This window comes from Pantoea sp. sgz302252, from assembly GCF_047713085.1.
In the GTDB taxonomy this organism is placed as follows: Bacteria; Pseudomonadota; Gammaproteobacteria; order Enterobacterales; family Enterobacteriaceae; genus Scandinavium.
Window position 1 is genome coordinate 96,863 of the sequence record NZ_JBLFJW010000014.1, and the last position, 23,275, is coordinate 120,137.

Consider the following 23,275-nt stretch of genomic DNA (forward strand, 5'->3'; position numbering starts at 1 on the left):
ACATATGTCTGAGCAATTTTGTCGACTGATGGACAAGGTGTACATGCTGGCGATGTGGGTAGCAGGTGCGGCGCTGTTGATGATGACGGTGGTTATCCCGATTGGGATTTTCTCTCGCTATGTGCTGAACCGAGGGGAATCCTGGCCTGAGCCGGTGGCGATTATCTGCATGGTGACGTTTACGTTTATCGGTGCGGCGGTGGGGTACCGGGCGGGGGCGCACATTGCGGTGAACATGCTGACCGATCGTTTACCTGCCGCGTTGCAGAAAGTCGCTGCGCGGCTGGTTGATCTCTTAATGCTGCTGATAACCGGGATCATGTTCTGGTACAGCGCCTGGCTGTGTGCGGATCTCTGGGAGCAACCCGTTGCCGAGTTTCCGCTGCTCACGTCTGGTGAAACGTACCTGCCGTTGCCTGTGGGATCGGCAGTCCTGATTCTGTTTGTGATCGAGCGTCTGCTGTACGGTTCCCAGGAGAATCGTCCGGTCGTGCTTATCGGTAACCACGGCTGAGGACTTTCTGATGGACGCATTTATCTTACTGTTTACCCTAGCCATTTTACTGGCTCTCGGCATGCCGGTAGCTTTTGCTGTGGGGTTAAGCGCCGTGGCTGGGGCACTGTGGATTGATTTACCGCTTGAAGCACTGATGATTCAGATAACCAGCGGGGTGAATAAATTCACGCTGCTGGCGATCCCGTTCTTTATTCTGGCCGGGGCCATTATGGCCGAAGGCGGTATTGCCAGAAGGCTGGTCAATTTTGCTTACCTGTTCGTCGGCTTTATTCGCGGCGGGCTGTCGCTGGTGAATATTGTGGCTTCCACATTCTTCGGTGCTATCTCAGGCTCTTCAGTGGCGGACACCGCTTCAATCGGTAGCGTGATGATCCCGGAGATGGAGAAGAAAGGCTATCCACGGGAATATGCGGCGGCGGTGACGGCAAGCGGGTCGGTGCAGGCGATACTTATTCCACCCAGCCACAACTCGGTGATTTATTCCCTTGCGGCAGGCGGTACGGTGTCGATTGCCACACTGTTCATCGCGGGGGTATTGCCAGGATTGCTGTTAGGCGTATGCCTGATGGTGATGTGCCTTGGCTTTGCCCACAAGCGGGGCTACCCGAAAGGCGAAGTGATCCCGTTTAAACAGGCGGTGAAAATCTTCGTGGACGCGCTGTGGGGGCTGATGACGGTGGTTATCATTCTGGGCGGGATCCTTTCCGGTATTTTCACCGCCACGGAATCTGCGGCAGTAGCCTGCCTGTGGGCGTTCTTCGTGACCATGTTTATCTACCGGGATTACCGGTGGAGTGAACTGCCAAAACTGATGTACCGCACGGTGAAAACGGTCAGTATCGTGATGATCCTGATTGGTTTTGCCGCCGCCTTTGGCGCGGTGATGACCTATATGCAGTTGCCGGTTCGCATCACTGAATTCTTCACGTCGCTCTCAAGCAACAAATACGTGATCCTGATGTACCTGAACGTCATGCTGCTGCTGATTGGCACCCTGATGGATATGGCACCCATCATCCTGATCCTTACGCCAGTATTATTGCCCGTCACCAATTCGCTGGGCATTGATCCGGTGCATTTCGGCATGATCATGATGGTGAACCTTGGGATCGGCCTGATAACACCACCGGTAGGATCAGTGCTGTTTGTGGCGAGTGCGGTCAGCAAGCAGAAGATAGAAACTGTGGTTCGCGCCATGCTGCCCTTTTACGGCATGTTGTTGCTGGTGCTGGGAATGGTGACTTACATCCCGGCGATTTCGCTCTGGCTACCTCACGTATTGGGGATGTAGTTTTACACGGCCGGGCGGCACTTTGGCTTGCCCGGTCGTGAAGAACTTATTTCCGTCGTAATAACCGCAAAGCATTCGCCGTCACTAACACCGTTGCGCCTGTGTCGGCCAGCACGGCCAGCCACAGGCCGGTGATGCCGAGCAGCGTGGTGACGAGGAAAATCCCTTTCAGCCCTAACGCGATGGCGATGTTCTGCCGGATGTTGGCGTGCGTGGCGCGGGCGAGGGCAATCATTTGCGCCAGGCCGGTCAGGCGGTTGCCTGTCAGGGCGGCATCGGCGGTTTCCAGTGCCACGTCGGTTCCGCTGCCCATTGCAATGCCGATGGTGGCGGCTTTCATGGCGGGTGCATCGTTGATGCCGTCGCCGACCATCGCCAGCGGTTCACTGGCATTCAGCTTGCTGACTTCCTTCACTTTGTCTTCCGGCAGCAAACTTGCCCGATAGTCCAGATCCAATTCTTTAGCGATAACTGCGGCTGCTCGCGGGTTATCACCCGTCAGGATCACGCCTTGTACGCCAAGCTGATGCAGGGCCGCAACGGCTTCTCGTGCGTCTTCCCGCAAGGTATCGCGCAGGGCGATAATCCCCAGCAGCGCTTCGTTGCGTACAACCAGCACCACCGTTTGCCCGGCGCTTTCTAATTGCTGGATTTGTTCTTCAAAACCAGTCGCGTTGAATTTTCCTGCGGCGCAAATCAGCACGCGCTGGCCTTCCACTTCAGCCTCAATGCCTGAGCCAGCCAATGCTCTTTGATGACTGGCTTGTGCTATCGTCAACCCACGAGCCTGCGCTTCGGCCAAAATGGCCTGTGCCAATGGGTGGCTCGACCCTTGTTCAACGGCGGCTGCGAGGGCAAGCAACGCATCCTCATCAACAGCACCTGTCGCCACTATTGACGTCACTTTCGGTTTGCCGACGGTGAGGGTGCCTGTTTTATCAAAGGCAATCTGGCGAACACGTCCAAGTTGTTCAAGTGCCGCACCGCCTTTAATCAACGCACCACGACGCGCTGCCGCCGCCAGACCCGAGGTGATCGCTGCAGGCGTGGAAATCACCAGTGCACAAGGGCAGCCAATCAGCAGCAGCGTCAGGCCTTTGTAGATCCACGGCATCCATTCGGCTGCAAAGAACAGAGGCGGGACAATGGCGACGAGCAGGGCGACGAGCATGATCGCCGGGGTATAAATTCGGCTGAAGCGGTCGATGAAGCGCTCAATGGGGGCTCGGCGTTCGTCGGCTTCTTCAATCAGGCGCAGGATGCGGTCGATGGCGCTGTCTCCGGGTTCAGAGACAACGGTCAACTGCACCAGACGGTCAACGCTGGTGGCGCCTGCCGCAACTTTTTCGCCTGCATTACGCTCCACGGGAACGGATTCACCGGTCAACGCGCTTTCATCAAAGCTGGCGAAAGGCGAAATCAGCGTGCCGTCGGCTGGCAAGCGCCCGCCTGCGGCAACTTCAATGACATCGCCAGGGCGCAAATCACGCTGGGCGACAGTTTCTCGTTCGCCGTTACGCAAGCGCACCGCCGTTTCGGGTTTCAGGGCCATCAACGCGCTGACGCCTTTACGCGCGCGGCTTGCGGCCCAGCCTTCAAGGCGTTCACCAATCAGAAACAGCAGCAGCACCATGGCTGCTTCAGCGGTAGCCCCGATAAACAGCGCGCCGAGGGCGGCAACGCTCATCAGGGTTTCAATGGCGAACCAGCTGCCGTTTTTTATCAGGCGTAACGCCTGACGGGCAATCGGGAATAGCCCGACCAGGGTGGTGACAATAAACGCCAGTTGCCCGGCCGGATGGTTCAGTTGTTCCAGCCCCCAACTGACTGCCATCATCACCATAAGCGCTATCAGCGGCAGATTTTCCCGCCAGGCTGGCGTTGCCGCTTCCTGCGGCGAATCTTCGCTTTGCAGGCTGTAGCCGAGCGCACTGACTGCTTTTTCAATTTGAGGGCGTACGTTGGCGTTGGCTGTGACCACCAGTTTCTCGGTGGCAAACATCACCTGGACGTGATTGACGCCAGCAACCTGACGGGCGGCGTTTTCGACTTTTCGCGCGCAGGCGGCACAGTCCATGCCGCTGACATTCCAGCTAAAGCGGTTGCCGGTTGTGTCTTCCACTGGCGCAGTATTATCCGTGCAGTCAGCATCGCAGCAGCAGGTTTCTTTCTCAGCAGCAGCAGGTGCGAAGCGCAGGGTGGAAAATTGCGGGACGTTTTTGTGGTCAGATTCTGGTGACGCCATGGCACCCTCCGGTTAATGATAATTTTCTCATTAACCGAAGGATACACTCTGGAGTCGACTCCAGAGTCAAGGGCTTTTAAAGATACAGGGCGCGGACGATCAGGAAGTGCCCGGCGAAGTAGCAGGCGGACGCCAGAGCGCTGTCGGCACGGAAGCGGCGGCGGTAGTGACTGCCCAGCCAGACGATATCGCTGATCAGCAGCAGCGTTGCACCCAGGAAGCCGGAAAGCGCAGTATCGACAGGGCGGAAGAACCACAGCTCACCCGCCAGCCACACCATCACCAGCGTCATGGCGATGAAGGTGCAAACGGGCAGGCGTAGCTCTTCAAGGCGCGACCAGATAACGGCAATCAACACCGCGCCAATCACCAGCAGCACCAACGGCAGCGGCCAGAAAAACGACAGCGTCATCTGGCTGGCAAACCAGATGGTATAGAGCAAATGAGACAGGAAAAAAGCGCCGATGGCATACAGCAGCCGTTCACGCGAAAGCAGCGTGAGTGCATCCCCAATCAGCGAAGCACAAAGGCCCGCGAGCACCAGATAACTGATGGCGTTGAACATCGGCGCTTGCCAGGCAAGCAGCAGGAGCAAAATCAGGGTGACAGGTTTGAACACCCAGCGTTGCCAGACGGGCCCACGATAAGATGCATCCACATACAACCAGCCGGACAAACAGACTGCAATGAAAGACCAAAGCATAGTAAATCCTTGTATTGTCTAATAAGCACTCTCTGGTTTCAGTGTAGTGGTGCCAGCAGGCAGATGGCAATGGCAGTGAAGGCAAGGTATCCTGATTTCCGCCAAATCTGATGGGATAGTTCAATGAGTAAGATGCCGCTCTTTTTTGTGGTTGTGGTGGCGATTATCGTGATTGCAGCCTCGTTTCGCTTCGTGCAGCAGCGTCGTGAAAAGATGGATAACCAGGCCGCGCCTTTGCTGCAAAAGCAGGTGGTGGTGAGCAACAAACGCGAGAAAGTGATTAACGACCGGCGTTCTCGCCAGCAAATTGTGACCCCTGCGGGCAGTGATATGCGCTATGAAGTGAGTTTCAGGCCGCAAACGGGCGGGCTGGAAGTGACCTTCCGCGTGGAAGAAAAAGAATATCACCAGATAACCGTCGGCGATAAAGGCACCTTGAGTTACAAGGGCTCGCAGTTCGTTGAGTTCGTGCCTGAATAAGACGTAGGCCGGGTAAGCGTCAGCGCCACCCGGCAATCGAGCCATCCGGCAATAAATCACTTCTTCTTCGGCGTTAACTTCTTCTGCCAGGCGATCAATTCAAACACCCCAAACAGGAAGATGCGGATTTGCTCGCCGCGAGTCATCTGCGGGCCATCTTTTGGCATCGTGGATTTCAGCAGCGCCATTTGCATGCCGTGCATCAGCACCATAAAAATCAGCGCCACGTTGACGAAAATATTCAGCGGGCGTGGGAAAGGGTGCACCAGATTCAGCACCAGAAAGGCCCAGACGCAAAGCATCAGCAGGCGGCCCAGATTAAGCAGCATTGTGTTCTCCTTGTGCTTCACGATGATAAAGACGATAAGCCACCTGACCGGCCACTTTCTCGCGGTGTAAATCCCAGTGCGCGGGGACGGGCGGCAGGCCATTTTCCACTTCGCTTTCGACGTAAATCAGCGCGTCGTCTGCCAGCCAGCCATTTTTTTCCAACAAACTTAACGTTTCTTCCAGCAAGCCTTTACGGAACGGCGGGTCAATAAATACCACGTCATGCGGCGTGCCAGGCTGGGCGAGGAAGGTTAACGTGTTAGTGTTAACCACCTGCGCATGGCTGGCTTTCAGCGTGGCGAGGTTTTTTTGTAACTGTTGCGCGACGTGACGCTCCATCTCCAGCAGGGTGGTGCTTCCGGCATAACGGGATAGCGCTTCAAGCCCTAAAGCGCCGCTGCCAGCGAAACAATCCAGGCAACGCGCGTCGACCATATGCGGGGCAAGCCAGTTAAATAGCGTCTCACGCACGCGGTCTGTGGTTGGGCGCAGGCCAGGGCTGTCGGGCACCGGGAGCTTACGGCCTCGCCATTGCCCGCCTATAATGCGGATCTGACCGCTGCCGTTGTGATTTGGTTTTTTCATAGCGTTCTTCAGCTCAGTGCTGGATTACTCTTCCAGGGCGGTGATGCGCGTTAAGTAAAGTGATAGACTATTTCATCATTTTTTTAGCTTCCATGTACATAGCGGTGACGCGGTGCCGGGAGTCAACAGCGAAGAGTGTGGTCGCCGATGGCAAAAAACAAAAAGAAAGGCTTTTTCTCCTGGCTGGGTTTTGGACAGAAAGAACAGGAACAGCCGCAGCAGGAAGCCGAACAGCAACGGACAGACGTTGAGCAAACGCCCGTCGAGCCTGCTGTTGAAGAGGTTGTGGAGCAGATTGCTGAGCCTGAAGCAGACACGTCCGCACACAGCAAAGAAGAGACTGAAGCGTTCGCCGATGACGTGGTCGACGTGACCGAAGAGATCATCGAAAGCGAAAAACCTCAGCCGGTTATCGAGCCGGAGCCTGTCGCAGAAGAAGTCGTTGTAGCGCATCAGCCTGTGGCTGAGGAAGAGATTGCCGAAGACGACGAACTGACCGACGAAGAGCTGGAAGCTCAGGCATTGGCTGCGGCAGAAGCAGAAGAACAGGTTCTTGATGAGCCAGAAGACGCTGCCGTGGAAGCGCCACTCCAGGAGCAAGAGAAGCCGACGAAAGAAAGTTTCTTCGTTCGTCTTAAGCGCAGCCTGCTGAAAACAAAAGAAAATCTTGGTTCCGGATTTATCAGCTTGTTCCGCGGCAAGAAAATCGATGATGATCTGTTTGAAGAGCTGGAAGAACAGCTGCTGATTGCCGACGTGGGCGTCGAAACGACGCGCAAAATTATCGCTAATCTGACCGAAGGCGCGAGCCGTAAGCAATTGCGCGATGCAGAAGCGCTGTACGGGCTGCTGAAAGATGAGATGAGCGAAATCCTCGCAAAAGTGGATGAACCGCTTAATATTGAAGGCAAAACCCCGTTTGTTATCCTGATGGTTGGCGTCAACGGGGTGGGTAAAACCACGACCATTGGCAAGCTGGCGCGTCAGTTTGAGCAGCAGGGCAAATCCGTGATGCTGGCGGCGGGCGATACCTTCCGTGCGGCAGCCGTTGAGCAGCTTCAGGTTTGGGGCCAGCGCAACGACATTCCGGTGATTGCTCAGCACACTGGCGCAGATTCCGCTTCCGTGATTTTCGATGCCATTCAGGCCGCGAAAGCGCGCAACGTGGATGTGCTGATTGCCGATACCGCAGGGCGTTTGCAGAACAAATCGCACCTGATGGAAGAACTGAAGAAAATCGTCCGCGTGATGAAAAAACTGGACGAAGAAGCGCCGCACGAAATCATGCTGACAATTGATGCCAGCACCGGGCAGAACGCCATCAGCCAGGCGAAGCTGTTCCATGAAGCCGTTGGGCTGACCGGCATTACCTTGACTAAACTGGACGGGACCGCCAAGGGTGGCGTTATCTTCTCGGTGGCCGATCAGTTTGGCATTCCGATCCGCTACATTGGCGTTGGCGAACGTATCGAAGACTTGCGTCCCTTCAAATCGGACGATTTTATTGAGGCACTTTTTGCCCGAGAGGATTAACAATGATTCGCTTTGAACAAGTCAGCAAAGCCTATCTCGGTGGGAGACAAGCGCTGCAGGGGATTAACTTCCAGCTGCAGCCGGGTGAGATGGCCTTTCTGACCGGCCATTCCGGGGCAGGGAAAAGTACCCTGCTGAAGCTTATCTGCGGTATCGAGCGTCCAAGTACCGGGAAAATCTGGTTTAGCGGGCATGACATTAGTCGCCTGAAAAACCGGGAAGTGCCGTTTCTGCGTCGTCAGATTGGCATGATTTTCCAGGATCACCATCTGCTGATGGACCGGACCGTTTACGATAACGTGGCTATCCCGCTGATCATCGCGGGCGCCAGCGGGGATGACATCCGTCGTCGCGTGTCGGCGGCGCTGGATAAGGTCGGGCTGCTCGACAAAGCGAAAAACCTCCCGATTCAGCTCTCCGGCGGTGAACAGCAGCGCGTGGGCATTGCTCGTGCGGTGGTGAACAAACCGGCGGTACTGCTGGCGGACGAACCGACCGGTAACCTTGATGAGGCGCTGTCGGAAGGCATCCTGCGCCTGTTTGAAGAGTTCAACCGCGTGGGGGTAACGGTGCTGATGGCGACGCACGACCTGGGGCTTATCTCCAGCCGTTCGTACCGCATGCTAACCCTCAGTGACGGGCATTTGCACGGAGGCTACGGTGAATAAACGCGAAGCGATGAATCAGATTCGCCAGTTCGGCAACCGCTTTGATCGGCTGCGTAACTCGGCGAGCGGCGGCGGTAACCGCGGCGGCAATGTGCCAAAACGCGCAAAATCCTCGCCAAAACCGAACTCACGCAAAACCAACGTGTTCAACGAGCAGGTGCGTTACGCCTTCCACGGCGCGTTGCAGGACTTAAAAAGCAAACCGATTGCGACGTTCCTGACGGTGATGGTGATCGCTATCTCCCTGACGCTGCCTAGCGTGTGCTACATGGTTTACAAGAACGTGAATGCCGCAGCGTCGCAGTATTACCCGTCGCCGCAAATCACGGTCTATCTGGAAAAAACGCTTGATGATGATGCCGCCGCAAAAGTGGTGGGGCAGCTTCAGGCCGAGCAGGGCGTGGATAAGGTGAATTATCTCTCACGTGACGAAGCGCTGGGCGAATTCCGCAACTGGTCCGGCTTTGGCGGTGCGCTCGACATGCTGGAAGAAAACCCGCTGCCAGCCGTTGCGGTGGTTATTCCTAAGCTGGATTTCCAGGGAACTGATTCGCTCAACAGCCTGCGTGACCGGGTGTCGCGCATTCAGGGTGTGGACGAAGTGCGTATGGACGATAGCTGGTTTGCGCGCCTGGCTTCTATCACCGGGCTGGTGGGACGCGTGTCGGCGATGATCGGCGTGTTGATGATAGCGGCGGTGTTCCTCGTTATCGGCAACAGCGTGCGTCTGAGTATCTTCGCACGGCGTGACACCATTAACGTGCAGAAACTGATTGGCGCGACAGATGGTTTCATCCTGCGTCCGTTCCTGTACGGTGGAGCTTTATTAGGATTCTCAGGGGCGTTTCTGTCGCTGATCCTGTCTGAAATTCTGGTACTGCGTTTGTCTTCGGCGGTGACGGAAGTGGCGAAGGTGTTTGGTACTCAGTTTGAACTCAGTGGCTTAGGTTTCGATGAGTGCCTGCTGATGCTGATTGTCTGCTCGATGATCGGCTGGGTAGCCGCCTGGCTGGCGACAGTTCAACATTTACGCCACTTTACGCCAGAGTAATAAATTTCTGATATACTCTCTCCCTGCTGTAAATGTTCCTGTTCGCAGGGAGAGTTTCAAAAACCCATCCGCTTTCCCTGTTCCCCAGTATCATCAGCGTGGTGTCACATTTTGTGCGTAATCTATTCACGGCGTTGCATGGAACTTGTGGATAACATCACTGTCTGATAAAAGAAGTGAATGCTAACCTCGTTGCTCAAAATTTCTGGCATGCTTGTTGCCTCTTAGAGGGACGAAGCAGCAGAAGAGAAAGAATTGAGAGGATTTGAATGACCAAAGATATGCAAACTTTAGCTTTAGCCCCTGTTGGCAACCTGGATTCCTACATCCGGGCGGCAAACGCATGGCCGATGTTGACGGCTGATGAAGAACGGGCGCTGGCGGAAAAGCTGCATTACCAGGGCGATCTGGAAGCAGCTAAGACGCTGATCCTGTCTCACCTGCGCTTTGTCGTTCATGTTGCTCGTAACTACTCGGGCTACGGCCTGCCGCAGGCAGACCTGATTCAGGAAGGTAACATCGGCCTGATGAAAGCCGTGCGCCGCTTCAACCCTGAAGTGGGTGTGCGTCTGGTGTCGTTTGCCGTGCACTGGATCAAGGCTGAGATTCATGAATACGTTCTGCGTAACTGGCGTATCGTGAAAGTCGCGACCACCAAAGCACAGCGTAAGTTGTTCTTTAACCTGCGTAAAACCAAGCAGCGTCTGGGCTGGTTTAATCAGGACGAAGTCGAAATGGTGGCACGTGAGCTGGGCGTGACCAGCAAAGACGTGCGTGAAATGGAATCACGAATGTCCGCACAGGACATGGCATTTGATATGTCGTCTGATGATGATTCCGAAAGCCAATCCGTCGCACCTGTGCTCTATCTGCAGGATAAAACGTCTAACTTTGCCGATGGCATCGAGGACGATAACTGGGAAGAGCAGGCTGCCAACAAATTGACGCATGCGATGGAAGGTCTGGACGAACGCAGTCAGGACATTATCCGCGCCCGCTGGCTGGACGAAGACAACAAGTCCACGCTGCAGGAACTGGCCGATCGTTATGGCGTGTCCGCCGAACGTGTCCGTCAGCTCGAAAAGAACGCGATGAAAAAACTGCGTATGGCGATTGAGGCCTAAACATTGTTTTTTTGCCGGGTGGCACTTCGTTTACCCGGCCTACAAAAGCAATGCAACGCGTAGGTCGGGTCAGGCGAAGCCGCCACCCGACGCCAAAGAGAAGCCCGAAGGTTTATTCCCTCGGGCTTTCGTTTTTTATACACCCCACCAACACCTTAAAAGCGCCCTCCATTTCTTCCTCACGCATCGCCGCAAAGCCCATTAACAGACCACGCTGTGTGGCTTTATTCAGGTAGTAACGTGAAAGCGGACGCACCAGCACACCCTTCTCATTGGCTTTTTTCGCTAGCGCCACATCGTCACACTCCGCATCCAGTTTCAGCACCAGATGCAGCCCTGCATTATCGTTAAATTCGCTGAGAGCCTCTTTGCCCAGATAATCCGTGATAAGCCCGGCGAGTTTCTGGCGACGACGAGCATACAGCAGGCGCATCCGGCGAATATGCGCGGTGTAATGCCCTTCGCGGATAAACAGCGCCAGTGTTTCCTGATCGAGCAGACGCCCGCTGCGATACAGCTCGGTATGAGCGATGCGCAACGACTGCGCTAAGGGGCGGGGAAGCACCACGTAACCGAGGCGCATCCCCGGCCACATCGTCTTGCTGAACGTGCCGATGTAAATCACCGGCGCATCTTCCACCAGGCCTTGCAGGGCTGGGATCGGCTGGCCGGAGAAGCGAAACTCACTGTCGTAATCATCTTCCACAATCCAGCTTCCGGTCTGACGTGCGAGCGCAAGCAGGCGCTGACGGCGCTCGAGGCTCATCACGCAACCCAGCGGGTATTGATGCGAAGGCGTGACGAAAATCAGCCTTGGCGGCGTGTTACCGGGTTCTGGCGGGTTCATGCCGCTGAGGTCGACATCCACCGCCTGCAGCTGTACGCCGTTCATCTGCAGCACGTTACGAATGCCCCAATAGGCGGGTTCTTCAATCCACGCGCTATCGCCTGGGTTACAGAGCATCCTCGAAACTAAATCGATGGCCTGATGAATGCCTTCGGTGACCAGGATTTGATCTGGCGTGCAGCGCACCGATCGCGCCACGCGTAAATACTCCATTAATGCCTGTTGCAGCGCCTGGCTGCCGCCGGAAGGGCTGTAAGAAAGCTGCACCGCCTGTGGTTTGCGACTCACTCGGGTGTGGATTTTACGTAAAAGCACATGAGGGAACTCGTTCACGTCAGGCACGCCGGGAAGGAATGCGCCCCACTGGCGAGGGCTGGCGCTGCTGTGCGCCAGCAATGCCTGACCACGTTCTGAAAAGCTAATGCTGCGCACATCGCTACCGGGATCTTCCTGTGTACCCGTCGCAAAAAGCAGCGCATCGGGTACCGTCTGGGCGACAAAGGTGCCGCTACCGGAGCGGGAAACGATATAGCCCTCTGCCAGCAATTGTTCGTACACGGTCAGCACCGTATTGCGTGACAACTTCAGTTGGCTTGCCAGATCGCGGGAAGGGGGCAAACGGCTTTGTGGCGGCAGGCTGCCGTCGAGGATCGACAGGCGGACGGCGTTATACAGCTTCCGGTGCAATTTATCGTCGGGCTGTTCATCCAGACGCAGTTGCAGGAGATCGCACACTAAAGAACGCAATTGGATCCCTCAATTATTCAAAACTGGTACTCGATTATAGGACCGCTCAGGCAGTAAAACTATCACATGTTTCAAAGTTGTTAACACAAACGAATCTGTGATGGGGTAAGGTCGATGAAAAACAATGAACTGAATCAGCGCCGTTTGCAGGCGACACCGCGTGGAATTGGCGTCATGTGTGGCTTCTACGCCGAAAAAGCAGAGAACGCGACGCTGTGGGATGTTGAAGGCAATGAAGTTATCGACTTCGCTGCGGGGATTGCGGTGCTGAACACCGGCCATCGCCATCCGAAAATTGTAGCGGCGATTGAAAAACAGCTTCAGGCATTCACCCACACGGCCTACCAAATCGTGCCTTACGAAAGCTATGTGTCGCTGGCAGAACGCATCAACGCTCGCGTGCCAGTGAATGGCCCGGCGAAAACTGCTTTCTTCTCTACGGGTGCGGAAGCGGTTGAGAACGCCGTGAAAATCGCGCGTGCTTACACCAGGCGTCCAGGGCTTATCACTTTTGGCGGTGGTTTCCACGGCCGTACTTTTATGACCATGGCGCTGACCGGCAAAGTGGCACCGTACAAAATCGGTTTTGGCCCGTTCCCGGGTTCTGTTTATCACGGTCAGTATCCTAACGCCGCGCATGGTGTGACCACTGAAGATGCACTGAAAAGTCTGGATCGTATTTTCAAAGCGGATATCGCGCCGGATCAGGTTGCGGCCATCATCCTTGAGCCTGTGCAAGGTGAAGGCGGCTTCAACGTGGCTCCGGCTGATTTTATGCAGGGCCTGCGTAAACTGTGCGATACCCACGGCATTCTGCTGATTGCCGACGAAGTGCAGACCGGTTTCGCCCGTACCGGCAAACTGTTTGCGATGGAACACTACGACGTTAAGCCAGACCTGATGACCATGGCGAAAAGCCTGGCAGGCGGCATGCCGCTTTCAGCGGTGGCGGGCCGTGCGGACGTGATGGACGCGCCTGCGCCGGGTGGTTTAGGCGGAACTTATGCCGGTAACCCACTGGCTGTGGCATCCGCTCATGCAGTGCTGGATATCATTGACGAAGAAAAATTGTGCTCACGCGCTTCTGAACTGGGCCACCACCTGGTTGAAGTGCTGAACAATGCCAAAGCCGATTGTCCTTACATCGTTGACGTTCGTGCGCAAGGTTCTATGGTGGCTGTTGAGTTTAACGATCCGCAGACCGGCGCGCCGTCGCCTGAATTCACCAAACAGGTGCAGGAGAAGGCGATGAAAGAAGGCCTGCTGCTGCTGAGCTGCGGCGTGTACGGCAACGTGATCCGTTTCCTTTACCCTCTCACCATTCCTGAAGCGCAGTTCCGTAAGGCGCTGGACATTATTCGACACTCCCTCAGCCGCTAATGGCTCGGCGCTCTTCGGAGCGCCTTTTTTTGTCACGATTCTGTTACATAACCCTCAAATTTCTGGTTCCAAAAGAGAAAAAATCGGGTATGTTTTAGCAGAGTATGCTGTAAAAGCGCGTGCGGCAGACCGAATAATGAAATAAAGCGCCACATAACAACATCACAACAAAATCAATCACCATCACAATGGGGAATCTCAGGATGAAAATGAAGGGTAAAGCGTTGCTGGCAGGATGTATGGCCTTGGCATTCAGCACCATGGCACAGGCGGATATTAAAGTTGCCGTTGTTGGCGCCATGTCCGGCCCGGTAGCGCAGTATGGCGATCAGGAGTTCACTGGGGCTGAACAGGCTGTTGCTGATATTAATGCTAAAGGCGGGATCAAAGGCGAAAAACTCACTATCGTAAAATATGACGATGCCTGCGACCCGAAACAAGCTGTAGCAGTGGCGAACAAAGTGGTTAACGATGGCATCAAGTACGTTATCGGCCACCTGTGCTCCTCTTCCACTCAGCCTGCGTCTGATATCTATGAAGACGAAGGTATTCTGATGATCACCCCAGCGGCAACGGCACCAGAGCTGACCGCGCGTGGGTATAACCTGATCCTGCGCACCACCGGCCTCGATTCTGACCAGGGCCCAACCGCTGCAAAATATATTCTGAACACCGTGAAGCCAAAGCGCATCGCGATTGTGCACGACAAACAGCAGTACGGCGAAGGCCTGGCTCGCTCCGTCCAGGATGCGCTGAAAGGCAAAGCAAACGTGGTGTTCTTTGACGGCATCACCGCAGGCGAGAAAGATTTCTCCACGCTGGTGGCGCGCCTGAAGAAAGAAAATATCGACTTCGTTTACTACGGTGGCTACCACCCTGAAATGGGCCAGATCCTGCGTCAGGCTCGTGCTGCCGGTCTGAAAACCCAGTTCATGGGCCCAGAAGGCGTGGCGAACGTGTCTCTGTCTAACATTGCAGGCGATTCTGCTGAAGGCCTGCTGGTGACTAAGCCGAAGAACTACGATCAGGTTCCTGCGAACAAACCAGTCGTGGATGCGATCAAGGCGAAGAAACAAGATCCAAGCGGTGCATTCGTGTGGACCACCTATGCGGCACTGCAGTCCCTGTCTGCTGGTCTGAACCAGAGCGACGATCCGGCGAAAATTGCGGAATGGCTGAAAGCCAACAAAGTCGATACCGTAATGGGCCCGCTGACCTGGGATAAGAAAGGCGATCTGAAAGGCTTTGAGTTCGGCGTGTTTACCTGGCATGCGAACGGCACGGCGACTGACGCTAAATAAATGAAAGTGTAGTGTTGACCCCTCTCCCTAACCCTCTCCCACAGGGAGAGGGGACTGTTCAGAGCCGGTTTGGTTTTCTTCCTAACCTTTCGGAGAGGGCCGGAGAGTCAGTAACGGATCAACTGATAAACGCCCTGAATAAATTCATGGATATAGGTTTGATCCATTCCGATAGTGCCCTCAACATAAATATCAGAGTGAACTTCAGTTGATAGTTTGAATTTTAAATAATAGCGCTCGTCTGGCTGAATGTTTTTACCCACTGCCAGCGTAATCATTCCGTCCATCGGGCTAAAGATGATTTCGTCTTCAATGTTATTGTCGCGGAGTTTTATTAATTGGGCATGGAATTCCTCAAGCTCACCGACATAACAATCCCATTTGGTGTTCAGACTTATTCCTCTGGAACTGAACTCGACATACGAATTTAGCCATTCGTGATAAAACCCTTTTTCGGGTGTGTTGATCAGTTTCTCGTAAGGTGTTATTGCTAAAGTGATTTCATTATGAATAATCTGCAACACATTATTTACCTCAATGATTTGTATGCAAAATGTGTGATAGTCCAGGTTCTCTCATTGACAATAACTTCAAAAGTATAATCTTTATTCTCGTAGCTTTCTAAACTTTTATTAAACCTTGAGCGACGAATACCTATTTCATAGCGCATCGTTTTTAGGTCTGATTGACGAAGCCGGTCCGGCATTCTTCTTCCATAGCGAAGTGCCTTTTCTTGAAGGTAGACGGGGACGTATCTGGCGGGTTCTTTCATGTGTTCTGCAGCTTTGGGGGTGAATTTCAATGTTTCCGGAGACAATCCAAATTTGATTCTTCCCCGGAGAATATTCATGATGCTGTCTCCAAGTAAGGATTCAAACTCAATAAACAATCCTCGTTGAGTTAATGCCTTGAATGAGAACAAGCCAAATCGGAAAGCTTTATAGATTAAGGCTCCAGCAAAAATAAAATCTAAAGGGTCTAGCCACGGATGCTCTAACGGCAGTTCCATCCGTGTAACATACTGACCATTGTAATCATAAACATCATACAGGCCTGACAGATCATGATTGAGATAACCTATGCACAATCCATTTTCTTCATCAATGATAGGGGAGTACGTCTCAGGGATGTTTTTTTCAGGTATGAGAGAAAAGAAAATGTCGTCGTTTAAGGGGGAAGTAAAATTATAATGTATTCCATAATGGTCATCATATAAAGTATCGTAAGTCATATTTTCCATGAATAATTCCCATTGGTTAAATTAAATTTAGGTAAAAATAACTCTGGTGTTTGAAACCGGAAAGAGGAATACGTGCTTTATATTGGGGGGAACTGGCTATTTAAGGGCTGGGAATTGGCACGGCGACTGACGCTAAATAAATGAAAATTTAGTGTTGACCCCTCTCCCTAACCCTCTCCCACAGGGAGAGGGGACTGTTCGGAGCCGGTTTGGTTTTCTCCCTCTCCCTTTCGGGAGAGGGCCGGGGAGAGGGGCGAGTTCAGGACTAACGCTTCTCCCACCCATTCTCACGAGCAGTAAAGCCTAACGCCTGCATAAACCCATTCATCGCGCTTCTGTCTTCGACCCCGACATCCGCTATCCACCAGCTGGTTATCTCCGCATTATTACGCAGCACTTCTTCGACGAGATAGTGGCCCACGCCGCGTCGGCGTGTGATTTCGCGAATGCGCAGTGAATCCAGCGCACCCTGATCGCCTTTAATTGTCACTCGCACAGCGCCCAGCAGTCTTTCGTTAAAACGCGCTGCGTAAATTCGGTGCTCTTCATCCATTTGCAGAGAAGCCGCACTGTATTCCGGCCAGATCTTGCCGAGATCGATAATGTCCTGTTCGCTGAGCGTTGTCAGCCTGATGATCGTCAGTTTCATGTGAAGCTATCCGTTAAAAAGTTTTCCCCGAGTTTATCGAATTTCTCGGTTCGCCGATTTCTATTTTTATGCTGAATGACAGGGGATTCGGTTCCTCCGTCATTCGCTAGCAGTGCAATGCGTTAGGGATCGAAAAACAGGCAGAATTTTAACCTGAAAGGTAGTGATTTATTCGGTCCTTTGTACCCTTATTTTATGCTGAAAATGGCGGTTTTTTTTGTTTAACTCTACCTGAATACAGAATATTATCTTTGCTTAATCGACTGAAAAATAGAGATTTTAGTCAGGTTTTTGGCAAAAACATCGCTAAACCATTAAAGAGACTGGCAAAAATAGCGTTGTGCATTAAAAGTACAGAATGCTTTTTAACCAGATAAATACAAATTTTTTACCCTAAATAATTCGAGTCACAGGAAGGCGGCAAGGGAGTGAGTCCCCAGGAGCTTACTTAAGTAAGTGACTGGGGTGAGGGAGTGCAGCCAACGCACCTGTGGCTTGAAGAATGACGGGGAAATACAAATTACATCACGAGCGGGGATGGAACGATGAAACGGAATGCAAAAACACTGATTGCGGGCATGGTGGCACTGGCGATGTCGCATTCGGTATTGGCAAAAGACATTAAAGTCGCGGTGATTGGCGCGATGTCTGGCCCGGTCGCACAGTGGGGCGACATGGAATTTAACGGCGCGCGTCAGGCTATCAAAGACATCAACGCCAACGGCGGCATCAAAGGCGACAAACTGGTTGCGGTGGAATATGACGATGCCTGTGACCCGAAACAGGCTGTCGCGGTGGCGAACAAAGTGGTTAACGATGGCATCAAATACGTTATCGGCCACCTGTGCTCCTCTTCGACTCAGCCCGCGTCTGACATCTATGAAGATGAAGGCATTCTGATGATCACCCCGGGCGCGACCAACCCAGAGCTGACCCAGCGTGGCTACCAGTACATCATGCGTACTGCGGGCCTGGACTCCTCTCAGGGGCCAACCGCGGCGAAATACATTCTGGATAAAGTGAAGCCACAGCGCATCGCAATCATTCATGACAAACAGCAGTATGGTGAAGGTCTGGCGCGTTCCGTTCAGGACAACCTGAAGAAAGCGGGTGCCAACGTCGTGTTCTTTGACGGCATCACTGCCGGTGAAAAAGACTTCTCCGCGCTGGTCGCTCGTCAGCAGAAAGAAAATATCGACTTCGTTTACTACGGTGGTTACTACCCTGAAATGGGTCAGATCCTGCGTCAGGCGCGTTCTGTTGGCCTGAAAACCCAATTCATGGGGCCAGAAGGTGTGGGTAACGCTTCGCTGTCCAACATCGCGGGCAAAGCGGGCGAGGGCATGCTGGTGACAATGCCTAAACGTTATGACCAGGATCCGGCCAACAAAGGTATTGTTGATGCGCTGAAAGCCGAGAAGAAAGATCCGAGCGGTCCTTACGTGTGGATCACCTATGCCGCCGTACAGTCTCTGGCGACCGCTATGGATCGTACCGGCAGCGAAGATCCGCTGGCGTTAATTAAAGATTTGAAAGCTAACGGGGCTAAAACCGTGATTGGGCCGCTGAACTGGGATGAAAAAGGCGATCTGAAGGGATTTGAGTTTGGTGTCTTCCAATGGCATGCGGACGGCTCGTCCACCGTCGCCAAATAATAAGATCCCCCGCCCGCTAACCTGCCGGGCGGTTATAAGAAAGGTTACTTTATGTCAGAGCAGTTCCTTTATTTTCTGCAGCAGATGTTTAACGGCGTGACGCTGGGAAGCACCTATGCACTGATCGCCATCGGCTACACCATGGTGTACGGCATCATCGGGATGATCAACTTCGCCCACGGCGAGGTCTACATGATTGGCAGCTACGTGTCGTTCATGATCATCGCCGCACTGATGATGATGGGCATCGACACCAGCTGGCTGCTGGTCGCCGCCGGGTTTGTTGGCGCGATTGTGATTGCCAGCGCCTACGGCTGGAGTATTGAGCGCGTGGCCTATCGCCCGGTTCGCAGCTCCAAGCGTTTGATTGCGTTGATCTCCGCCATCGGCATGTCCATTTTCCTGCAAAACTACGTCAGCCTGACCGAAGGCTCGCGCGACATCGCGCTGCCGAGCTTGTTCAACGGCCAATGGATTGTGGGAGCCAGCGATAACTTCTCCGCCAGCATCACCACCATGCAGCTCGTTATCTGGATTGTGACGTTTGTTGCGATGCTGGCGCTAACGCTGTTCATCCGTTATTCCCGCATGGGCCGTGCGTGCCGTGCGTGTGCGGAAGACCTGAAGATGGCGAGCCTGCTCGGCATCAACACTGACCGCGTGATTGCGCTGACCTTTATGATTGGCGCGGCAATGGCGGCGGTGGCGGGCGTGCTGCTCGGTCAGTTCTACGGCGTAATCAACCCTTACATCGGCTTTATGGCCGGGATGAAAGCCTTTACCGCAGCGGTTCTTGGCGGCATCGGCAGTATTCCAGGTGCCATGATCGGCGGCCTGATTCTGGGCGTCGCTGAAGCACTTTCCTCTGCTTACCTGAGTACGGAGTACAAAGATGTGGTGTCGTTCGCGCTGCTGATCGTGGTGCTGCTGGTGATGCCGACCGGGATCCTGGGCCGTCCGGAGGTAGAGAAAGTATGAAACCGATGCATTTTGCGATGGCGCTGCTCTCTGCCGCCATGTTCTTCGTGCTGGCGGCCGTTTTTATGGGCGTTCAGCTGGAACTGAGCGGCACTAAACTGGTGGTCGATACCGCCGCGGATATCCGCTGGCAGTGGATTTTTATCGGCACCGCCGTGGTCTTCTTCTTCCAGATGCTGCGTCCTGCCTTTCAGAAGGGCATGAAAAGTCTCAGCGGGCCGAAGTTTGTTCTGCCTGCGATTGACGGGTCGACCGTTAAACAAAAGCTGTTCCTGATTGCGCTGCTGGTTATCGCTGTGGCATGGCCGTTTATGGTGTCTCGCGGCACCATCGATATCGCCACGCTGACGATGATCTACATCATTCTGGGTCTCGGCCTGAACGTTGTTGTGGGCTTGTCTGGCCTTCTGGTGCTGGGTTATGGCGGCTTCTATGCGATTGGCGCGTACACCTTTGCGTTGCTGAACCATTATTACGGGCTCGGTTTCTGGACGTGTCTGCCGTTAGCCGGTTTGGTTTCTGCGGCCGCTGGTTTCCTGCTCGGCTTCCCGGTGTTACGCCTGCGCGGTGACTATCTGGCGATTGTGACCCTCGGCTTCGGGGAAATTGTGCGTATTCTGCTGCTCAACAACACCGAAATCACCGGTGGCCCGAACGGCATTAGCCAGATCCCGAAACCAACGCTGTTCGGCCTGGAGTTTAGCCGTACTGCGCGTGAAGGCGGTTGGGACACCTTCAGCAATTTCTTCCACGTGAAATATGACCCCAACGACCGAGTGATTTTCCTCTACCTGGTTGCGTTGCTGCTGGTCGTGCTGACGCTGTTTGTGATCAACCGTCTGCTGCGCATGCCGCTGGGCCGTGCCTGGGAAGCGCTGCGTGAAGATGAAATTGCCTGCCGTTCTTTGGGCCTGAGCCCAACTCGCATCAAACTGACGGCCTTTACCATCAGCGCCGCGTTTGCAGGCTTCGCCGGAACGCTGTTCGCCGCACGTCAGGGCTTTGTCAGCCCGGAATCTTTCACCTTCGCCGAATCGGCGTTTGTGCTGGCGATAGTGGTGCTCGGCGGGATGGGCTCGCAGTTTGCGGTCATTCTGGCGGCCATTCTGCTGGTGGTTTCTCGCGAACTGATGCGTGATTTCAATGAATACAGCATGTTGATGCTGGGTGCTCTGATGGTTCTGATGATGATCTGGCGTCCGCAAGGGCTGCTGCCGATGACCCGTCCGCATTTGAAACTGAAAAACGGACAGACCAAAGGAGAGCAGGCATGAGCCAGCCATTGTTATCTGTTAACGGCCTGATGATGCGCTTTGGCGGCCTGCTGGCGGTCAATAACGTCAATCTTGAACTGCATCCTCAGGAAATCGTCTCGCTGATTGGCCCGAACGGCGCCGGGAAAACCACGGTGTTCAACTGCCTGACGGGGTTCTACAAACCGACGGGCGGCAGCATCATGCTGCGTGATAAGCATCTCGAAGGGATGCCGGGCCAGCAGATTGCCCAGATGGGCGTAGTGCGTACTTTCCAGCACGTGCGCCTGTTCCGTGAAATGACGGTAATTGAAAACCTGCTGGTGGCGCAACATCAGCAGCTGAAAACCGGCGTGTTCTCTGGCCTGCTGAAAACCCCGTCGTTCCGTAAAGCGCAAAGTGAAGCGCTGGACAGGGCCGCCACCTGGCTTGAACGTATTGGCCTGCTTCAGCATGCGAACCGCCAGGCGAGCAACCTGGCGTACGGTGACCAGCGTCGTCTGGAAATCGCTCGCTGCATGGTGACCCAGCCGGAAATCCTGATGCTGGATGAACCCGCAGCAGGGCTAAACCCGAAAGAGACCAAAGAGCTTGATGAACTGATTGCCGAGCTGCGTAGCCATCACAACACCACCATCCTGTTGATTGAACATGACATGAAGCTGGTGATGGGGATTTCCGACCGCATCTATGTCGTGAATCAGGGCACGCCGCTGGCAAACGGCACGCCGGAAGAGATCCGCAACAACCCGGACGTGATCCGCGCATACCTTGGTGAGGCATAAGATGGAAAAAGTGATGTTGTCTTTTGACAAGGTAAGTGCCCACTACGGCAAGATTCAGGCGCTGCACGATGTCAGCCTGCATATCAATCAGGGGGAAATCGTCACCCTGATTGGTGCCAACGGCGCGGGCAAAACCACGCTGCTCGGCACGCTGTGCGGCGACCCGCGAGCAAGCAGTGGCCGCGTGACCTTTGATGGCAAAGACATTACCGACTGGCAGACCGCAAAAATCATGCGTGAAGCCGTGGCGATTGTGCCGGAAGGCCGTCGCGTTTTCTCCCGCATGACGGTGGAAGAAAACCTGGCGATGGGCGGTTTCTTTGCCGATCGCAGCCAGTATCAGGAACGCATCAAGTGGGTCTACGAGCTGTTCCCACGCCTGTGGGAGCGTCGTATTCAGCGTGCGGGGACGATGTCCGGTGGTGAGCAACAGATGCTGGCAATTGGGCGCGCGCTGATGAGCCAACCACGTCTGTTACTGCTTGATGAACCGTCGCTGGGCCTGGCACCGATCATCATTCAGCAGATTTTCGACACCATCGAACAGCTGCGCAAAGAAGGGATGACCATCTTCCTCGTCGAGCAGAACGCCAACCAGGCGCTGAAGCTTGCCGACCGCGGCTACGTGCTGGAAAACGGCCACGTGGTGCTGGAAGATACCGGCGATGCGCTGCTGGCTAACGAGGCTGTGCGTAGCGCTTATTTGGGCGGCTAGCAAACACCCCTCTCCCTAACCCTTGTATGTTTAAAGTCACTTCAGTTACCCGTCATCAGGCGGGTACACTGTCACTGTGTTTGACCTGATGTCACAGCCTGTCCACCCTCTGGGCCTGTAAGCCCGCGGGAGAGCTTCTGGCGTGACATCAGCTTTCCTGTAAACCCGAACAGCTGCCAGGGCGGCCGATGCCAGCCCGTATCTTACAAGGCCGGGAGACATGAAAATGACCGAATATTCTTTCGTCGGCGTCGATATCGCCAAAGAGACTTTTGACGTATTTATCAGCCCGTCAGGCCAGTTCCTGCATCTGGAAAACACGCCTGCCGGACATCAGCAACTTCTTGCGCAACTGACGCCGCTGAACATCAAACTTGTCGTGATGGAAGCCACCAGTCGCTACCACAACCTGCTGGCTGTCACCCTTGAACTCGCGGGTGTCCCGGTTGCTGTTGTGAACCCCAGACAGGTTAAAAACTTCGCCCGGGCCCTCGGGACGCTGTACAAAACAGACCCGAATGATGCGCGAGTCATCTGCGAGTTCGGCCGCCGGATGGAGCCGGATATCCGGCCAGCACCGGATGAGCAGACTCAGCGCCTGGCCATGATGGTGGCACGTCGCCGCCAGTTAGTGGATAACCGGACAATGGAGCAAAACCGCTATGGTACCTGCGATGATGAGCTTATCCGGATGGGCATCAGGCGGCACATAGACTGGCTCAACGGAGAGATAAAAGGCACGGATGACGACATAGACAGGCAGATACGGGTCATGCCGCTGTGGCGGGAGAAAGTGAAGTTACTGGAAGAGGTCAAGGGAATAGGGAAGACAACGATGGCGGTACTGTTGTCGATGCTGCCGGAGCTGGGGCAACTGAGCCGTCGAAAAATCAGTGCACTGGTGGGCGTGTGTCCGTACGCGCATGACAGCGGAAAGATGAAAGGAAAGCGATGTATCTGGGGCGGTCGAAGTGCAGTGAGGGCAGCGCTGTATATGGCGACGCTGTCAGCGGTGCGTCACAACCCGGTGATAAAGGCGTTCTTTGAGAGACTGAGAGCGAAAGGGAAAGCGTTTAAAGTCGCGATGACGGCATGTGTGAGGAAACTGGTGACAATCCTGAACGCAATGCTGAGAGATAATGCAAAATGGGTGGCAGGTTAGCTGCCACCGGTTGACTTTAAACACAGCTGCTCTCCC

Annotated in this window: 23 protein-coding genes; 15 read left to right on the top strand and 8 right to left on the bottom strand. The window is 54.3% G+C overall.

What is annotated here, in order from left to right:
• The first annotated feature begins 4 nt into the window (after positions 1-4).
• Complete coding sequence (locus tag ACLW56_RS12755; RefSeq protein ID WP_330984141.1) at positions 5-514, top strand: TRAP transporter small permease; 510 nt, start codon at positions 5-7, stop codon at positions 512-514.
• A gap of 10 nt (positions 515-524) precedes the next feature.
• Positions 525-1,808, top strand: coding sequence for a TRAP transporter large permease (locus ACLW56_RS12760; RefSeq protein ID WP_330984142.1), 1,284 nt, complete (start codon positions 525-527; stop codon positions 1,806-1,808).
• Positions 1,809-1,854: 46 nt separating this feature from the next.
• On the opposite strand, the gene zntA is transcribed toward ACLW56_RS12760, so the two are convergent.
• Both zntA and ACLW56_RS12770 read right to left on the bottom strand, forming a co-directional pair.
• Positions 1,855-4,053 (bottom strand): Zn(II)/Cd(II)/Pb(II) translocating P-type ATPase ZntA, encoded by a 2,199-nt coding sequence (zntA, locus tag ACLW56_RS12765; RefSeq protein WP_330984143.1) that lies wholly within the window; start codon positions 4,051-4,053, stop codon positions 1,855-1,857.
• 76 nt (positions 4,054-4,129) lie between these two features.
• The gene (locus ACLW56_RS12770) at positions 4,130-4,756 is read right to left on the bottom strand and encodes a lysoplasmalogenase (protein ID WP_330984144.1); all 627 of its coding nucleotides are present in this window, start codon (positions 4,754-4,756) and stop codon (positions 4,130-4,132) included.
• 123 nt (positions 4,757-4,879) lie between these two features.
• Here ACLW56_RS12770 and ACLW56_RS12775 point away from each other — a divergent pair, with 123 nt between their 5' ends.
• Complete coding sequence (locus tag ACLW56_RS12775; protein WP_330984145.1) at positions 4,880-5,236, top strand: DUF2500 domain-containing protein; 357 nt, start codon at positions 4,880-4,882, stop codon at positions 5,234-5,236.
• Positions 5,237-5,292: 56 nt separating this feature from the next.
• Here ACLW56_RS12775 and ACLW56_RS12780 read toward each other — a convergent pair whose 3' ends face one another.
• Entirely contained in the window at positions 5,293-5,565 is a 273-nt protein-coding gene (locus ACLW56_RS12780; protein WP_330984146.1) for a DUF1145 family protein, read from the bottom strand.
• Positions 5,555-6,151 carry a 16S rRNA (guanine(966)-N(2))-methyltransferase gene (rsmD, locus tag ACLW56_RS12785; protein ID WP_330984147.1) on the bottom strand — a complete coding sequence of 199 codons (597 nt, stop codon included), beginning with the start codon at positions 6,149-6,151 and terminating at the stop codon, positions 5,555-5,557. Before rsmD ends, ACLW56_RS12780 begins: the two co-directional genes overlap by 11 nt.
• A 147-nt stretch (positions 6,152-6,298) precedes the next feature.
• On the opposite strand from rsmD, the gene ftsY reads away from it, so the two are divergent.
• The 4 genes from ftsY (at position 6,299) to rpoH (ending at position 10,527) form a co-directional block, all read left to right on the top strand.
• Positions 6,299-7,684, top strand: coding sequence for a signal recognition particle-docking protein FtsY (gene ftsY, locus ACLW56_RS12790; RefSeq protein WP_330984148.1), 1,386 nt, complete (start codon positions 6,299-6,301; stop codon positions 7,682-7,684).
• A 2-nt stretch (positions 7,685-7,686) separates the two neighbouring features.
• On the top strand, positions 7,687-8,352 hold the full coding sequence (gene ftsE, locus ACLW56_RS12795) for a cell division ATP-binding protein FtsE (RefSeq protein WP_330984149.1): 666 nt from the start codon (positions 7,687-7,689) through the stop codon (positions 8,350-8,352).
• The gene (gene ftsX / locus ACLW56_RS12800; protein ID WP_330984150.1) at positions 8,345-9,403 is read left to right on the top strand and encodes a permease-like cell division protein FtsX; all 1,059 of its coding nucleotides are present in this window, start codon (positions 8,345-8,347) and stop codon (positions 9,401-9,403) included. Before ftsE ends, ftsX begins: the two co-directional genes overlap by 8 nt.
• A 269-nt stretch (positions 9,404-9,672) precedes the next feature.
• Positions 9,673-10,527, top strand: coding sequence for an RNA polymerase sigma factor RpoH (gene rpoH / locus ACLW56_RS12805; RefSeq protein ID WP_330984151.1), 855 nt, complete (start codon positions 9,673-9,675; stop codon positions 10,525-10,527).
• Between the two features lie 112 nt (positions 10,528-10,639).
• On the opposite strand, the gene ACLW56_RS12810 is transcribed toward rpoH, so the two are convergent.
• Positions 10,640-12,121, bottom strand: coding sequence for a PLP-dependent aminotransferase family protein (locus tag ACLW56_RS12810; protein ID WP_330984152.1), 1,482 nt, complete (start codon positions 12,119-12,121; stop codon positions 10,640-10,642).
• Between the two features lie 114 nt (positions 12,122-12,235).
• Here ACLW56_RS12810 and ACLW56_RS12815 point away from each other — a divergent pair, with 114 nt between their 5' ends.
• Both ACLW56_RS12815 and ACLW56_RS12820 read left to right on the top strand, forming a co-directional pair.
• The gene (locus ACLW56_RS12815; RefSeq protein ID WP_330984153.1) at positions 12,236-13,501 is read left to right on the top strand and encodes a 4-aminobutyrate--2-oxoglutarate transaminase; all 1,266 of its coding nucleotides are present in this window, start codon (positions 12,236-12,238) and stop codon (positions 13,499-13,501) included.
• A 203-nt stretch (positions 13,502-13,704) separates the two neighbouring features.
• The gene (locus tag ACLW56_RS12820; RefSeq protein ID WP_330984154.1) at positions 13,705-14,802 is read left to right on the top strand and encodes a branched-chain amino acid ABC transporter substrate-binding protein; all 1,098 of its coding nucleotides are present in this window, start codon (positions 13,705-13,707) and stop codon (positions 14,800-14,802) included.
• A 107-nt stretch (positions 14,803-14,909) separates the two neighbouring features.
• Here ACLW56_RS12820 and ACLW56_RS12825 read toward each other — a convergent pair whose 3' ends face one another.
• The 3 genes from ACLW56_RS12825 to panM form a co-directional block, all read right to left on the bottom strand.
• Positions 14,910-15,326 (bottom strand): hypothetical protein, encoded by a 417-nt coding sequence (locus ACLW56_RS12825; RefSeq protein WP_330984155.1) that lies wholly within the window; start codon positions 15,324-15,326, stop codon positions 14,910-14,912.
• Between the two features lie 5 nt (positions 15,327-15,331).
• Entirely contained in the window at positions 15,332-16,042 is a 711-nt protein-coding gene (locus ACLW56_RS12830; protein ID WP_330984156.1) for a hypothetical protein, read from the bottom strand.
• Positions 16,043-16,307: 265 nt separating this feature from the next.
• Positions 16,308-16,691: an aspartate 1-decarboxylase autocleavage activator PanM gene (gene panM, locus ACLW56_RS12835; RefSeq protein ID WP_330984157.1), complete on the bottom strand. Its 384-nt coding sequence runs from the start codon at positions 16,689-16,691 to the stop codon at positions 16,308-16,310.
• Between the two features lie 545 nt (positions 16,692-17,236).
• Between panM and livK the strand changes: the two genes are divergently transcribed.
• From livK to ACLW56_RS12865, 6 genes are all read left to right on the top strand, one after another.
• Entirely contained in the window at positions 17,237-18,346 is a 1,110-nt protein-coding gene (gene livK, locus ACLW56_RS12840) for a high-affinity branched-chain amino acid ABC transporter substrate-binding protein LivK (RefSeq protein WP_330984158.1), read from the top strand.
• A 51-nt stretch (positions 18,347-18,397) separates the two neighbouring features.
• Entirely contained in the window at positions 18,398-19,324 is a 927-nt protein-coding gene (gene livH, locus ACLW56_RS12845; protein WP_330984159.1) for a high-affinity branched-chain amino acid ABC transporter permease LivH, read from the top strand.
• Complete coding sequence (gene livM / locus ACLW56_RS12850; protein ID WP_330984160.1) at positions 19,321-20,598, top strand: branched chain amino acid ABC transporter permease LivM; 1,278 nt, start codon at positions 19,321-19,323, stop codon at positions 20,596-20,598. The genes livH and livM overlap by 4 nt, the downstream gene beginning before the upstream one ends.
• Complete coding sequence (gene livG, locus ACLW56_RS12855) at positions 20,595-21,362, top strand: high-affinity branched-chain amino acid ABC transporter ATP-binding protein LivG (RefSeq protein ID WP_330984161.1); 768 nt, start codon at positions 20,595-20,597, stop codon at positions 21,360-21,362. Before livM ends, livG begins: the two co-directional genes overlap by 4 nt.
• A 1-nt stretch (position 21,363) precedes the next feature.
• Complete coding sequence (livF, locus tag ACLW56_RS12860; protein ID WP_330984162.1) at positions 21,364-22,077, top strand: high-affinity branched-chain amino acid ABC transporter ATP-binding protein LivF; 714 nt, start codon at positions 21,364-21,366, stop codon at positions 22,075-22,077.
• 226 nt (positions 22,078-22,303) lie between these two features.
• Positions 22,304-23,239, top strand: coding sequence for an IS110 family transposase (locus ACLW56_RS12865; protein ID WP_330984163.1), 936 nt, complete (start codon positions 22,304-22,306; stop codon positions 23,237-23,239).
• Positions 23,240-23,275: the final 36 nt, after the last annotated feature.